The sequence below is a fragment of the Streptomyces sp. NPDC047869 genome, from assembly GCF_040704065.1.
Lineage (GTDB): Bacteria > Actinomycetota > Actinomycetes > Streptomycetales > Streptomycetaceae > Streptomyces.
In genome coordinates this window covers 40,074-52,547 of sequence record NZ_JBEYRK010000013.1, presented here as the reverse complement: position 1 = coordinate 52,547, position 12,474 = coordinate 40,074, and the positions used below count along the sequence as shown (strand labels likewise).

Here is a 12,474-nt window from a genome sequence, read left to right as displayed (position 1 = left end):
CGGCGCGGGAACCGGCGTCCGGGTCAGCCCACGCAATCGGGCGGGAGCACGACGCGCGCGGTACGGCGCTCACCGTCGAGCACCCGCAGCGCCCGTGCCAGCGTGTCCCCGTGCAGCTCCGCCTCGCCCCGCCGGTGCATCAGGGCGAGCGCGTCGCGCAGCTCGGCCGCCTTGCGCACCAGGGCCTGCGCCGCGCGCAGCCCGCTGTAGGTGTCTCCCGGCCGCGCCGGGTTGATCCGGCCGAGCAGGTCGACCGCCTCCAGGTAACGGTCGATCAGCTCGCCCTCGGCCCTGGTCAGCGCGGGCAGCGGCGGAAGCTCCGGCGGCAGCATCGGCGGGTCACTCCGCCCGCTCGGCGCCGGGGGCGGTCTTGCGGCTCGGGACGACACCGTCCACCAGTCCGTACGCCAGCGCGCCCCGCGCGTCCAGCACCAGATCCCGCTCCAGGTCCTGGCCGACCTGCTCCGGCGTGCGCCCGGTGTGCCGGACCAGCATCTCCTCCATCAGCGCCCGCATCCGGGTCAGCTCCCCGGCCTGGATGAGGAGGTCGCTCGGCTGTCCCTGGGCCGGTTCGGGCAGCGCGGGCTGCTCGAGCACCACGCGCGCGCCCGGCAGGATGAAGCGCTTGCCCGGGGCGCCGGCCGCGAGCAGGACCGCGGCGGCGGAGGCGGCCTGGCCCAGGCAGTAGGTCTCCACGTCGCAGCGGACGTAGCGCATCGTGTCGTAGACGGCGGTCATGGCGCCGAACGAGCCGCCCGGGCAGTTGAGGTACAGCGTGATGTCCCGGTCCGGCGCGGTGTGTTCGAGTTGCATGAACTGGCTGATCACATCGGTCGCCGCGGCGTCGTCGAGAGCTGACCCGAGGAAGACGACCCGGTTCTCGAACAGCTTCGAGTAGGGATCGAGCGTGCGGTCCCGGCCCGTGTCCGTGCGCTCGGTGAACTCGGGCAGGACGTGGCGGGCGGACGGTCGTGCCATGGACGTACCCCTCCTCGCGACGGGGCCTCCAGCGGCCCCGCGTCTGTACAAAATGTACAGGAAGTACGTGACGTTATGATGGGGGCATGGCCTACGAGATTCCGGTGACGCAAGCCAGGGCTGAGTTCGCCGACCTGATCAACCGGGTGGTGTACGGCGGCGAGCGCGTCGTCGTGACGCGGCACGGCAAGCCGCTCGTCGCCCTGGTCTCGGCCGCCGATCTGGAGCGCCTGGACGCCCTGGAGGAGCCGGACGGGGAGGAGATCGTCAGCTCCGTGTCCAAGGTGCGCGAGGCCGCGCCCGCGGCCCGGGAGCGGCAGCGGTTCGGCATCGCCGCCGAGCACCGGGGGCCCGGCGTCTCCTAGGGTCTGCTGCGAAAGTGGCCTCGTCGCCCGAAGGGCGGCCACTTTCGCAACAGCCCTAGCTCCGGCGCGCCGAGGGCCCGTCGGCGTCCGCGTATGGAGGGGCCGATCGAGTGCTCATGGGCTGATCAAAGGCTGGTTAACGTCGCTGAAACTCCGGCGAACTAGCCTGCCGCTCCACGCCACCAGGGGTTTTTCTGCCCGCGTTGATCACCATCGGGGCAATTTGTCCGTGTGTTACATCTGTCCCCGTCGCGGTGGCTGCGGCAACCGGACCCCGCACGGTCCGGAGCGAGGACTGTGAGGTGGGACGTGCAACTGACCCCGCACGAGCAAGAGCGGCTGCTGATCCACGTGGCGGCGGACGTCGCCGAGAAGCGCCGGGCCCGCGGACTGAAGCTCAACCACCCCGAGGCGGTCGCCCTCATCACGTCGCACATCCTCGAGGGCGCCCGGGACGGCCGTACCGTCGCCGAGCTGATGTCGTCCGGCCGGAAGCTCCTCACTCGGGACGACGTCATGGACGGCATCGCGGAGATGATCCACGATGTCCAGGTCGAGGCCACCTTCCCCGACGGCACCAAGCTCGTCACCGTGCACGAGCCGATCGTCTGAGGGGGCCCGCGATGATCCCCGGAGAAGTCCTGTTCGCGGACGGCCCCGTCGTCTGCAACGAGGGGCGCGAGGTCACCCGGCTCACCGTCCTCAACGCCGCCGACCGGCCGGTCCAGGTCGGCTCCCACTACCACTTCGCCGAGGCCAACCCCGGCCTGGAGTTCGACCGCGTCGCCGCGCACGGCAGGCGGCTGAACGTCGCCGCCGGCACCGCCGTGCGCTTCGAGCCCGGCATCCCCGTCGACGTGGAACTCGTGCCCCTGGCCGGCGCCCGGATCGTGCCCGGGCTGCGCGGCGCGACCGGAGGTGCCCTGGATGCCTGAGATCTCCCGTGCCGCGTACGCCGACCTGTTCGGCCCCACCACCGGCGACCGCGTCCGGCTGGCCGACACCGATCTGCTGATCGAGATCGAGGAGGACCGCTCCGGCGGGCCCGGACTCGCCGGGGACGAGGCGGTCTTCGGCGGTGGCAAGGTCATCCGCGAGTCCATGGGCCAGTCCCGGGCCACCCGCGCCGAGGGCACCCCCGACACCGTCATCACCGGAGTGGTCGTCGTCGACCACTGGGGCGTCGTCAAGGCCGACGTCGGCATCCGCGACGGCCGGATCACCGGTATCGGCAAGGCCGGCAACCCGGACACCATGGACGGCGTCCACCCCGATCTGGTGATCGGCCCGGAGACCGAGATCATCGCCGGCAACGGACGGATCCTCACCGCCGGCGCGATCGACGCCCATGTGCACTTCATCTGCCCGCAGATCGCCGACGAGGCGCTGGCCGCCGGCATCACCACCCTGGTCGGCGGCGGCACCGGCCCCGCCGAGGGCTCCAAGGCGACCACCGTGACGCCCGGCCCCTGGCACCTGGCCCGGATGTTCGCGGCGATGGAGCAGTACCCGCTCAACATCGGCCTGCTGGGCAAGGGCAACACCGTCTCGCACGAGGCGATGCTCTCCCAGGTCCGCGGCGGCGCCCTCGGGCTCAAACTGCACGAGGACTGGGGTTCCACCCCGGCCGTCATCGACGCCTCGCTGACCGTGGCCGACCGGACCGGCGTCCAGGTCGCCATCCACACCGACACCCTGAACGAGGCCGGATTCGTCGGCGACACGCTCGCCGCGATCGCCGGGCGGGGCATCCACGCGTACCACACCGAGGGCGCGGGCGGCGGGCACGCGCCGGACATCATGACGGTCGTCTCCGAGCCGCACGTGCTGCCGAGTTCGACGAACCCGACCCGGCCCTTCACCGTCAACACCGCCGAGGAACACCTCGACATGCTGATGGTCTGCCACCACCTGAACCCGGCGGTCCCGGAGGACCTGGCCTTCGCCGAGTCCCGTATCCGGCCCTCCACCATCGGCGCCGAGGACGTCCTGCACGACCTGGGGGCGATATCCATCATCTCCTCGGACTCGCAGGCCATGGGCCGGGTCGGCGAGGTCGTCCTGCGCACCTGGCAGACCGCCCACGTCATGAAGCGGCGGCGCGGCGCGCTGCCCGGCGACGGCCGGGCTGACAACCACCGGGTGCGGCGCTACGTCGCCAAGTACACGATCAACCCGGCGCTCGCCCAGGGACTCGCCCGGGAGATCGGGTCGGTGGAGACCGGCAAGCTCGCCGACCTGGTGCTGTGGGAGCCGGCGTTCTTCGGCGTCAAACCGCTCCTCGTCATCAAGGGCGGCCAGATCGCGTACGCGCAGATGGGCGACGCCAACGCCTCCATCCCCACCCCGCAGCCCGTCCTGCCCCGCCCGATGTACGGGGCGATCGGACGGGCGCCGGCGGGGAACTCGTTCAACTTCGTGGCACCGCTCGCCGTCGAGGACGGGCTGCCGGAGCGGCTCGGGCTCGGCAAGCGGCTCGTCGCCATCGACTCGACGCGGTCGGTCACCAAGGCCGACATGCGGGAGAACGACGCGCGACCGCGGGTGCGGGTCGATCCGGACAGCTTCGCCGTGCACATCGACGGTGAGCTGGTCGAGGCGACGCCGGCCGCGGAACTGCCCATGGCCCAGCGCTACTTCCTCTTCTGATGTCCAGGGCAGCACTGCTCGTCCTGGCGGACGGCCGGTTTCCCGCCGGAGGGCACGCGCACTCCGGCGGGGCGGAGGCCGCCGTCAAGGCGGGCCGGATCGCCTGCGCCGCGAGCCTGGAGGACTTCTGCCGCGGACGGCTGCACACCGCCGGGCTGGTCGCGGGCGCGCTCGCGGCGGCCGCCGCCCTGGGCGCCGAGCCGCGGGAGCTGGACGCGGCCGCGGACGCCCGCACGCCCTCACCCGCGCTGCGCGTGGCCGCGCGGCGACTCGGCCGGCAGTTGCTGCGGGCCGCCCGGTCCTGCTGGCCGTGCGATGAACTCGACGCGCTGGCACGGGAGTTCCCCAAGGGAGCACATCAGCCGGTGGTGCTCGGCCTCGCCGCCCGCGCGGCCGGTCTCGAACCCGGGGACGCGGCGTACTGCGCGGCGTACGAGAGCGTCAGCGGGCCGGCGACGGCGACGGTGCGGCTGCTGAGCCTCGACCCGTTCGACGCGACCGGTGTACTGGCGCGGCTGGCGCCGGAGCTGGACCGGGTCGTGGACCGCGCGGTGGCGGCCGCGCGGAGAGTCCCCGAGGAGGGGACCGACGCGCTGCCGGCCGGGTCGGGACCGCTGCTGGAGGCCGGTGCCGAATGGCATGCGGCCTGGCCCGTGCGGCTGTTCGCGTCCTGAAAAACCGCCACCCGCAGCCTCTGCCGTCCGACAGGGGCACCGCCCCCGGTCACGGCACCCCGGACAGGAGTCGTACATGCACCTCGACCACACCCACCACGGCCCCTCCGCCGTGAGCGCCGACGCCCACCGGCCCGACGGGGCCCGGCGTGCCCTGCGCATCGGGCTCGGCGGTCCCGTCGGGTCCGGGAAGACCGCCACCGTCGCCGCGCTCTGCCGGGCCCTGCGCGAGGAGTGGTCCCTGGCCGTCGTCACCAACGACATCTACACCCGTGAGGACGCCGAGTTTCTGCTCCGGGAGGCCGTGCTGCCGCCCGAGCGGATCACCGCAGTGGAGACCGGCGCCTGCCCGCACACCGCGATCCGCGACGACATCTCCGCCAACCTGGAGGCGGTGGAGGACCTGGAGGACGCGGTCGGGCCGCTGGACCTGATCCTCGTGGAGTCCGGCGGGGACAACCTCACCGCCACCTTCTCCAGGGGACTCGTCGACGCGCAGATCTTCGTGATCGACGTGGCCGGCGGCGACGACATCCCGCGCAAGGGCGGACCCGGCGTCACCACCGCCGACCTGCTCGTCGTCAACAAGACCGACCTGGCACCGTACGTCGGCTCCGACCTGGCCCGGATGGCCGCGGACGCCAAGGCGCAGCGGGCCGAACTCCCGGTGGTCCTGCAGTCGTTGCGAGACGACGCGGGAGTCTCGGACGTGGCCGCGTGGGTGCGGGAGCGGCTGGCCGCGTGGACGGCGTGACGGGGGCCGGGGTCCGGGCGGACGCGCGGATCGTCGCCCGGAGCGACGGACGGGGCGGCACCGCCCTGCCCGTACTGGACGGCGAGGGTCCGCTCGCGCTGCGCCGTGTCCGGGCGAGCGGCGACGAGGCGCGGGTGATGGTCGTCGGCGCGATGAGCGGCCCGCTCGGCGGCGACCGCTTCCGGGTACGGGCACGGGTCGCCGAGGGCGCCCGGCTGCGCGTCGGCTCGGCCGCCGCCACCATCGCGCTGCCGGGCCAGCACAAGGGCGAGGCACGGTACGACGTACGGCTCGACGTCGCCGAGGGCGCCGAGCTCAACTGGCTGCCGGAACAGCTCATTTCAGCCGGGGGCAGCGACCTGCACGTCACCACCCGGGTCGAACTCGCCACCGGGGCACGGCTCGTGCTGCGCGAGGAGCAGGTGCTCGGGCGGGCCGGAGAGGAGCCCGGACGGCTGACCAGCCGGCTCACCGTGCGGCTCGCCGGCCGGACCCTGCTGGACCAGGAGCTGAGCTGCGGGCCCGGAGCACCCGGCGGCTGGGACGGCCCCGCCGTGCTCGGCGGCCACCGGTCCGTCGGGCAACTGGTCTTGGTGCGGCCCGAGTTCGCGGAGCGGCCGCCCGCCGCGCGGGTACTGGGGGAGAGCGCGGCGCTGATGCCGCTCGCCGGACCGGCGGTGCTCGTCAGTGCCGTGGCCCCCGACGCGCTGAGGCTACGGCGGCTGCTCGACGAGGCGCTCGCCCTGCTCAGCTAGTTGTTCCGCTCAGAAGACGCACTGATCCGTTTATCGGATTGGTAAAGAAGATCGGCCTCCTCTGTTCTCAGGTGGCTCACAGCCGCGAGGATCCCCGTCTGACCACTCGCAGCGATGTGCAATGGGAGCCCACTTGAGGGACAACAGACCGAAGAGCCGCCTGCTGGCGCTCGGTTCGGCCGGAGCGCTCGTCACGGCGACCCTGATAGCCGGCGCGGTGTCGGCGCCCGCGGCCAGCGCCGACAGCCGTCACGGACGGGACCGCGAGGCCGTCGGCGCCGAGGTCGCCGCCGCCCGCGCCGCCAAGGCCGGCATCGACTGGCGGGACTGCCCCGCCGACTGGGGGCTGGAGAAGCCCATCCAGTGCGGCTGGGTCACCGTGCCGCTCGACTACAGCAAGCCCGACGGCAAGCAGATCGAGCTCGCCGTCGACCGCATCGGCAACACCGGAACCCAGAAGGAGCGCCAGGGCGCGCTCGTCTACAACCCGGGCGGCCCCGGTGGCTCCGGCCTGCGCTTCCCGCGCCGGGTCACCACCAAGAGCGCCGTCTGGGCGAACGCGGCGAAGGCCTACGACTTCGTCGGCTTCGACCCGCGCGGCGTCGGCCACTCGGCGCCCATCTCCTGCGTCGACCCGCAGGAGTTCGTCAAGGCGCCCAAGGCCGACCCGGTGCCGGACACCGAGGCCGACAAGACCGCCCAGCGCAAGCTCGCCCGCGAGTACGCGCAGGGCTGCGCCGAGCACAGCGGCACGATGCTGCCGCACATGACCACGCCGAACACCGCCCGCGACCTGGACGTCGTCCGCGCCGCGCTCGGTGAGCGCAAGCTCAACTACCTCGGCGTCTCCTACGGCACCTACCTCGGCGCCGTCTACGGCACCCTGTTCCCGGGCCACCTGCGCCGCATGGTCGTGGACAGCGTGGTGAACCCGTCGAAGCGGAGCATCTGGTACCAGGCCAACCTGGACCAGGACGTCGCCTTCGAGGGCCGCTGGAAGGACTGGGAGGACTGGGTCGCCGCCAACGACGCCGCCTTCCACCTGGGCACCACCCGCGCCGCCGTCCAGGCCAAGTGGCTCGAGCTGCGTGCCACCGCCAAGAAGAGCCCGCTCGGCGGGGTCGTCGGCCCGGCCGAGCTGATCTCGTTCTTCCAGAGCGCCCCGTACTACGACTCCTCGTGGGTGCCGGTCGCCTCGGTGTTCAGCAAGTACGTCGCCGGTGACACCCAGGCCCTCGTCGACGCGGCCGCCCCCGACATGGCGGACACGGCCGGCAACGCCGCCTCGGAGAACAGCAACGCGGTCTACACCGCCGTCGAGTGCGCCGACGCCAAGTGGCCCACCAGCTGGAGCAAGTGGGACCGGGACAACACCCGGCTCCACCGGGACCACCCGTTCATGACCTGGGCCAACGCCTGGATGAACCTGCCCTGCGCCACCTGGCCGGCCAAGCAGCACACGCCCGTCGAGGTGGGCACCCACCGCGGTCTCCCGCAGGTGCTGATCGTCCAGTCGACGCATGACGCCGCCACCCCCTACCAGGGCGCCGTCGAACTGCACAAGCGCTTCAAGGGCTCCCGTCTCATCACCGAGCGGGACGCGGGCTCCCACGGTGTGACCAGCCTGGTCAACCCCTGCATCAACGACCGGGTCGACGCCTATCTCCTCGGCGGCAAGCTGGACTCCGCCGACGTGACCTGCGCGCCGCACGCCACGCCCAAGCCGTAACCGGCGGCGGTTCGGACCACAGGGGCGGCCGGGCTTCCCGGCCGCCCCTTCGTCATGCCTCGGCCGACCAGGCGTCCTCGGCCGCGTAGTCGAAGGCACCGGGGTACGCCCGCGCCATGACCGGGAAGCGCTCCCGCCAGTCCCCGTCGCGCAGCGCACCGGTCAGCCACTCCACCGTCTCCGGCAGGCTGTCCGGGTACGACACCACCGGCCGGTAGCCCAACTCCCGCTCGGCGGCGGACATGTCGAAGACCACCGGCAGCGGCACCGACCACGGGCTCCCGCCCACGGTCCCACCGGGCGGCGGACCGTCCAGCAGCGTCGTCTCCGTCTCCACGCCCATGACCGCGTCGATCGCCGCCCCGATCTCCGCCGCCGTCGGCGCCCCGCCGTCGCAGGCGTTGAGCACCCGGGCACCCGGACGGGCCGCCGCCAGCCGCACCAGCTCCGCGATGTTCCGGGCGCTCGCCGGATGGAAGCGGCTCTCCCCGCGGTACGCGAGCACCCGGCGGCGCCTGCCGTCGAGGTTCCGCTTCACGAAGTACAGCTCCCGGGGGAGCGGGCTGTGCGGGCCGTGCACCGCGCCCGCCCGCAGCACCGTCGTCGGCAACTCCGACTCGGCGAGGCGAAGTTCGTGCTCCAGGGCCGCCTTGCGGGTGGAGTAGGTCGCCGCGCCCGGCGCCACCACCGGCTGGGACTCGGGCACCGGCACCGGATAGACGGGGAAGCCGTCCGGTTCGCCGGCGGTGTCGAAGCCCCGCCCCTTGCCGTCCTCGTAGACCGACACGCTGGAGACGACGACCGCGGAGCCGATCCGGTCCGCGAGGGACGTCAACTGCCGTGCGTGCGAGGCGTCGTACGCCACCATGTCGACGACGAGGTCGCAACCGTCGCCCACCACGGCGGCGAGCGCGCCGTCGTCGGACCGGTCCAGCCGTACCACCCGCACGCCGGTGTCCCACGTCCCGTCCCGGCCGCCGCCCCGCGAGGCGGCCGTCACCTCCCAGCCGTCCCGTGCCAGCGCCGCCACCACCGGACGGCCGATCTGCCCGCTCGCCCCGATCACCACTGCCCTCTTCATGCGGCGAGCCTAGGCACGGGGCAGGCCCGGGGCCGAGCCGTTCTGCCGAGGGCAGAGATCAGCCGAGCGGCGTCCGGGGGGACTTGCGTTCCTTCTTCGCGTCCGCCTGCTCCGCCTTGACGACGGCCGCGTACCGGTCGACGTACTCCTGCCCGGACAGCGACAGGATCGCGTACATGATCTCGTCCGTGACGGCCCGCAGCACGGCCTTCTCCTTCTCCATGCCGGCGTAGCGCGAGAAGTCCAGCGGCTCGCCGAAGCGGATCATGACGGGGCGGATGTGGGGTACGACCCGGCCCGGCGGCTGCGCCTCGAAAGTGCCGATCATCGCGCAGGGCACGACCGGCACCCCGGCCCTCAGCGCCATGACCGCGACGCCGACCTTGCCCTTGTACAGCCGGCCGTCGTGCGACCGGGTCCCCTCCGGATAGATGCCGAGCAGCTCGCCCTTGCCGAGCACCCCGAGCCCCTCGCGGATCGCGGCCTGCCCCGCCTCCTTGCCCGAGCGGTCCACCGGGATCTGCCCGGCGCTGCGGAAGAAGAAGGCGGTGAGCCGGCCCTTGACGCCCGGCCCGGTGAAGTACTCGGCCTTGGCGAGGAAGGTGATCCGCCGCTTCAGGATCGCCGGCATCAGGAAGTGGTCCGAGAAGGACAGATGGTTGCCCGCGACGATCGCCGGACCCGACGCCGGCACATGCTCCAGCCCTTCGATCCGGGGCCGGAAGACCAGCCTGAGCAGGGGGCCCAAGAGGACGTACTTGAGCACGTAGTAGAACAAGGGGTCGCTCCTCACTCCTGGCGGACTGGCTCAACCACCGCGTTCTCGCTCGTCATTCGGCCTGGCGTGGGATGTCAGTGTAGGTGCAGGCGCGGCCGTCCGGCACCGGTCCGGACCGTGTCGGGTCCGGCCCCGACCGGCTGCCCCGGACGGGTGCTGCCCTAACGCCGGAAGGCCGCGGGCGGCCTGCTCGCCGCACGGTCACCCCGGCACGAAGGGCGCGGCCCGCACCGCGCCCGGCGGCCGTGGGGCTGCCTATAGTCGGGCGGGTGACCAACTCAGCGGACCGGCGGGCACAGGCGTCGGCCAAGCGGCAGCGGCTCACCGCGGCGGCGGCCCGGGTGCTGCACGAACAGGGGGTCGAACGCACCACCCTCGCCGACATCGCGCGCGCCGCCGGCGTCCCCGCCGGCAACGTCTACTACTACTTCAAGACCAAGGACGACCTGGTCCGGGCCGCGCTGGCCGAGCACGGCGCGCGGCTGGACGAGTTCACCGGGCGACTGGAGCGGGCGGCCGGCCCGCGCGACCGCCTGAAGGCGCTGGTCGAGTCCTGGATCGGGGAGCGGGACGTCATCGCCCGCCACGGCTGCCCCACCGGCACGCTGGCCGCCGAACTCGGCAAGCGTGCCGACGACGCCCTCGGCACGGAGGCCGGGGCGGTGCTGCGGCGGCTGCTGGACTGGGCCGCCGGCCAGTTCCGGGAGCTGGGCCTGCCCGGCCCGGAGGACCTCGCCCTCACTCTCGTCTCCGGCTACCAGGGCATGTCGCTCATGGCCCACGCCCTGCGCGATCCGGACGTCATGACCCGCGAGGGCGCCCGGCTGCTGCGCTGGCTGGACTCCCTCGGTACTCAGGGCGCGCCCGTCGCGGGCAGTTCCAGACGCAGTTCGTAGCCGCCGTCCGTAGTCGGTCCGGAGGTGATGGTGCCGCCGAGGAGCGAGGCGCGCTGGCCCAGGCCGACCAGGCCGTAGTGCGAGCTGGGCAGGGGGAGCGCGGGCCGGGTCGGCGCGGAGTTCGTCACCGTGACGCGCACGGTGCCGTCCTGGTGGCCGAGGCAGACGGTCGCGGCGGCGCCGGGGGCGTGTTTACGGATGTTGGTCAGGGCCTCCTGGATGGTGCGGTAGACGGCGCGCTGCACGGTCGGCGGCAGGTCCCGCGGCAGATCCATGCGCAGCTTGGTCTCGATGCCGCTGCCCTCGACGAGCTGCTGGAGATCGGCCAGGGACGGCTGCGGGGTCAGCTCGGTCGGGCGGCCGCCGGAGGCCCGCAGGACGTTGACCATGTGCCGCAGCTCGTCCAGGGTCTGGACGCTCAGCCGACGGATGGTGGCCGCCGCCTCCTTGGCCTCCCGGTCCTTGCTGCCCACCTGCAGCGCGCCCGCCCGTACCGCGATCAGGCTCACCTGGTGGGAGACGACGTCGTGCATCTCGCGGGCGAGCTGCGCGCGTTCCTTGGACAGCGCGGCCTGGGCGGTCAGCAGCTGTTCGTGGTCGCGCGCCTCGGAGATCTCGGTGAGCCGCAGCGACAGATCGCGCCGGGTCTGGACGAGCTGGCCGAGGAACACGGGGGCGGCGGCCATCGCCGCGGTGTAGGTCAGGGTGATCAGCGTCGACGTGCCCAGCAGGTCTATCGCGGGCGACGGCCATCGGGTGACGTCGCTGAACGTGAACGTCAGCGCGCACAGGGCCAGCAGGACGCGGCGGCGGGTGAGCGAGGCCAGGGTGTACAGCGCGGCCAGCGCGGCGAAGACGGCGTCGGAGAGCAGGACGGAGGGCAGGGTGAGCAGGAACGTCAGCAGCGGCAGGCGGCGGCGCAGCAGCAGCGCGAAGGCGGCGATGAATGCGAAGGTCATGCGCAGCGGCTCGTCGCTGTCGAAGTGCACCCAGACGTCGAACAGCGAGCAGACGACGACGGCGGCGTCCAGCAGCGGCGCGGGCAGGCGGCGGGGTGTCATCCCTCCCCCTTCTCGAGGAGCCCGGACCGTTGGGCGAGCAGGGCGGCCTGGACCCGGCCGCCCACTCCCAGTTTGGTCAGGATGGCGCTCACATGGTCCTTGACCGTCCCGGTGCTCAGATGCATCCGGGTGGCGATGTCGCCGTTGGACAGCCCCTCCGCGACCAGGAGCAGCACATGGCGCTCACGGTCGGTCAGCCGTTCGATGGTGTGGGCGGCGGCCTCCTGCGAGCCGGCGCCCAGGAAGCCGTCCACGACCGTCCGGGTCACCTTGGACGACAGGACGGTGCCGCCGTCGGCCAGGGCCCGCACCAGGAAGGGCAGTTCCTCGGGGTCGGTGTCCTTGAGCAGGAAGCCCGCCGCACCCGAGCGCAGGGCCGTCTCCACGTATTCGTCCATGTCGAACGTGGTGAGCATGGCCACGACCGGGGGGTGGGGCAGCCGGCGGAGCTCCGCCAGGATCGTCAGCCCGTCCACGTCCGGCATCCGGATGTCCAGCAGCACGACGTCCGGCCCCGCCTCCCGCACGGCGGTCAGCGCCCGGCCGCCGGGCACCGCCGCCACGACCTCGATGTCGTCCGCCGCGTCGAGGATGTGCTGGAAGCCCGTGCGGATGAGGGCCTCGTCGTCGACCACCAGTACCCGGATCACGTGTGCTCCACTCGCTGCCGGTTTCCAGTCTCATCCGTACCGCGCCGAGCGGCGCGCCGGGCCGGTACGGCGGCGGGTTCAGCCGGGCGGCGGGGCCGTCCCAG

Annotated in this window: 15 protein-coding genes; 9 read left to right on the top strand and 6 right to left on the bottom strand. The window is 73.0% G+C overall.

The window, feature by feature from the left end:
• Nucleotides 1–23: 23 nt before the first annotated feature.
• Complete coding sequence (locus AB0924_RS18670; RefSeq protein WP_366911953.1) at nt 24–332, bottom strand: hypothetical protein; 309 nt, start codon at nt 330–332, stop codon at nt 24–26.
• 7 nt (nt 333–339) lie between these two features.
• Nucleotides 340–978: an ATP-dependent Clp protease proteolytic subunit gene (locus tag AB0924_RS18665; protein ID WP_366911952.1), complete on the bottom strand. Its 639-nt coding sequence runs from the start codon at nt 976–978 to the stop codon at nt 340–342.
• A gap of 86 nt (nt 979–1,064) precedes the next feature.
• Here AB0924_RS18665 and AB0924_RS18660 point away from each other — a divergent pair, with 86 nt between their 5' ends.
• The 8 genes from AB0924_RS18660 (at nt 1,065) to AB0924_RS18625 (ending at nt 7,904) form a co-directional block, all read left to right on the top strand.
• Nucleotides 1,065–1,343 (top strand): type II toxin-antitoxin system Phd/YefM family antitoxin, encoded by a 279-nt coding sequence (locus AB0924_RS18660; RefSeq protein ID WP_358930087.1) that lies wholly within the window; start codon nt 1,065–1,067, stop codon nt 1,341–1,343.
• 309 nt (nt 1,344–1,652) lie between these two features.
• Entirely contained in the window at nt 1,653–1,955 is a 303-nt protein-coding gene (locus AB0924_RS18655; protein ID WP_358930089.1) for an urease subunit gamma, read from the top strand.
• An 11-nt stretch (nt 1,956–1,966) separates the two neighbouring features.
• On the top strand, nt 1,967–2,278 hold the full coding sequence (locus AB0924_RS18650) for an urease subunit beta (protein ID WP_366911951.1): 312 nt from the start codon (nt 1,967–1,969) through the stop codon (nt 2,276–2,278).
• Nucleotides 2,271–3,992 (top strand): urease subunit alpha, encoded by a 1,722-nt coding sequence (locus tag AB0924_RS18645; RefSeq protein ID WP_358930093.1) that lies wholly within the window; start codon nt 2,271–2,273, stop codon nt 3,990–3,992. Before AB0924_RS18650 ends, AB0924_RS18645 begins: the two co-directional genes overlap by 8 nt.
• A complete protein-coding gene (locus tag AB0924_RS18640) occupies nt 3,992–4,666 on the top strand; it encodes an urease accessory UreF family protein (protein ID WP_366911950.1) in 675 nt (224 codons plus the stop codon). The genes AB0924_RS18645 and AB0924_RS18640 overlap by 1 nt, the downstream gene beginning before the upstream one ends.
• A 76-nt stretch (nt 4,667–4,742) precedes the next feature.
• Entirely contained in the window at nt 4,743–5,420 is a 678-nt protein-coding gene (gene ureG, locus AB0924_RS18635) for an urease accessory protein UreG (protein WP_366911949.1), read from the top strand.
• Nucleotides 5,408–6,175, top strand: a complete 768-nt coding sequence (locus tag AB0924_RS18630; protein ID WP_358930099.1) for an urease accessory protein UreD — start codon at nt 5,408–5,410, stop codon at nt 6,173–6,175. Before ureG ends, AB0924_RS18630 begins: the two co-directional genes overlap by 13 nt.
• Nucleotides 6,176–6,308: 133 nt before the next feature.
• Entirely contained in the window at nt 6,309–7,904 is a 1,596-nt protein-coding gene (locus AB0924_RS18625; protein ID WP_358930101.1) for an alpha/beta hydrolase, read from the top strand.
• A 52-nt stretch (nt 7,905–7,956) separates the two neighbouring features.
• Here AB0924_RS18625 and AB0924_RS18620 read toward each other — a convergent pair whose 3' ends face one another.
• The gene (locus AB0924_RS18620; RefSeq protein ID WP_358930236.1) at nt 7,957–8,973 is read right to left on the bottom strand and encodes an NAD(P)-dependent oxidoreductase; all 1,017 of its coding nucleotides are present in this window, start codon (nt 8,971–8,973) and stop codon (nt 7,957–7,959) included.
• 70 nt (nt 8,974–9,043) lie between these two features.
• Entirely contained in the window at nt 9,044–9,763 is a 720-nt protein-coding gene (locus AB0924_RS18615; protein WP_358930103.1) for a lysophospholipid acyltransferase family protein, read from the bottom strand.
• 269 nt (nt 9,764–10,032) lie between these two features.
• Between AB0924_RS18615 and AB0924_RS18610 the strand changes: the two genes are divergently transcribed.
• Complete coding sequence (locus tag AB0924_RS18610; protein ID WP_366911948.1) at nt 10,033–10,659, top strand: TetR family transcriptional regulator; 627 nt, start codon at nt 10,033–10,035, stop codon at nt 10,657–10,659.
• Here AB0924_RS18610 and AB0924_RS18605 read toward each other — a convergent pair.
• Both AB0924_RS18605 and AB0924_RS18600 read right to left on the bottom strand, forming a co-directional pair.
• The gene (locus AB0924_RS18605; RefSeq protein WP_358930107.1) at nt 10,617–11,720 is read right to left on the bottom strand and encodes a histidine kinase; all 1,104 of its coding nucleotides are present in this window, start codon (nt 11,718–11,720) and stop codon (nt 10,617–10,619) included. The two genes, AB0924_RS18610 and AB0924_RS18605, sit on opposite strands and share 43 nt — an antisense overlap.
• Nucleotides 11,717–12,370: a response regulator transcription factor gene (locus AB0924_RS18600; RefSeq protein WP_358930109.1), complete on the bottom strand. Its 654-nt coding sequence runs from the start codon at nt 12,368–12,370 to the stop codon at nt 11,717–11,719. Before AB0924_RS18600 ends, AB0924_RS18605 begins: the two co-directional genes overlap by 4 nt.
• Nucleotides 12,371–12,474: the final 104 nt, after the last annotated feature.

Excerpts from the sequence above, each read along its gene's own strand:
- AB0924_RS18640 (WP_366911950.1), top strand. The coding sequence starts at position 3,992 with ATGTCCAGGGCAGCACTGCTCGTCCTGGCGGACGGCCGGTTTCCCGCC.
- ureG (WP_366911949.1), top strand. The coding sequence starts at position 4,743 with ATGCACCTCGACCACACCCACCACGGCCCCTCCGCCGTGAGCGCCGAC.
- AB0924_RS18650 (WP_366911951.1), top strand. The coding sequence starts at position 1,967 with ATGATCCCCGGAGAAGTCCTGTTCGCGGACGGCCCCGTCGTCTGCAAC.
- AB0924_RS18645 (WP_358930093.1), top strand. The coding sequence starts at position 2,271 with ATGCCTGAGATCTCCCGTGCCGCGTACGCCGACCTGTTCGGCCCCACC.
- AB0924_RS18665 (WP_366911952.1), bottom strand. The coding sequence starts at position 978 with ATGGCACGACCGTCCGCCCGCCACGTCCTGCCCGAGTTCACCGAGCGC.
- AB0924_RS18660 (WP_358930087.1), top strand. The coding sequence starts at position 1,065 with ATGGCCTACGAGATTCCGGTGACGCAAGCCAGGGCTGAGTTCGCCGAC.
- AB0924_RS18605 (WP_358930107.1), bottom strand. The coding sequence starts at position 11,720 with ATGACACCCCGCCGCCTGCCCGCGCCGCTGCTGGACGCCGCCGTCGTC.
- AB0924_RS18670 (WP_366911953.1), bottom strand. The coding sequence starts at position 332 with ATGCTGCCGCCGGAGCTTCCGCCGCTGCCCGCGCTGACCAGGGCCGAG.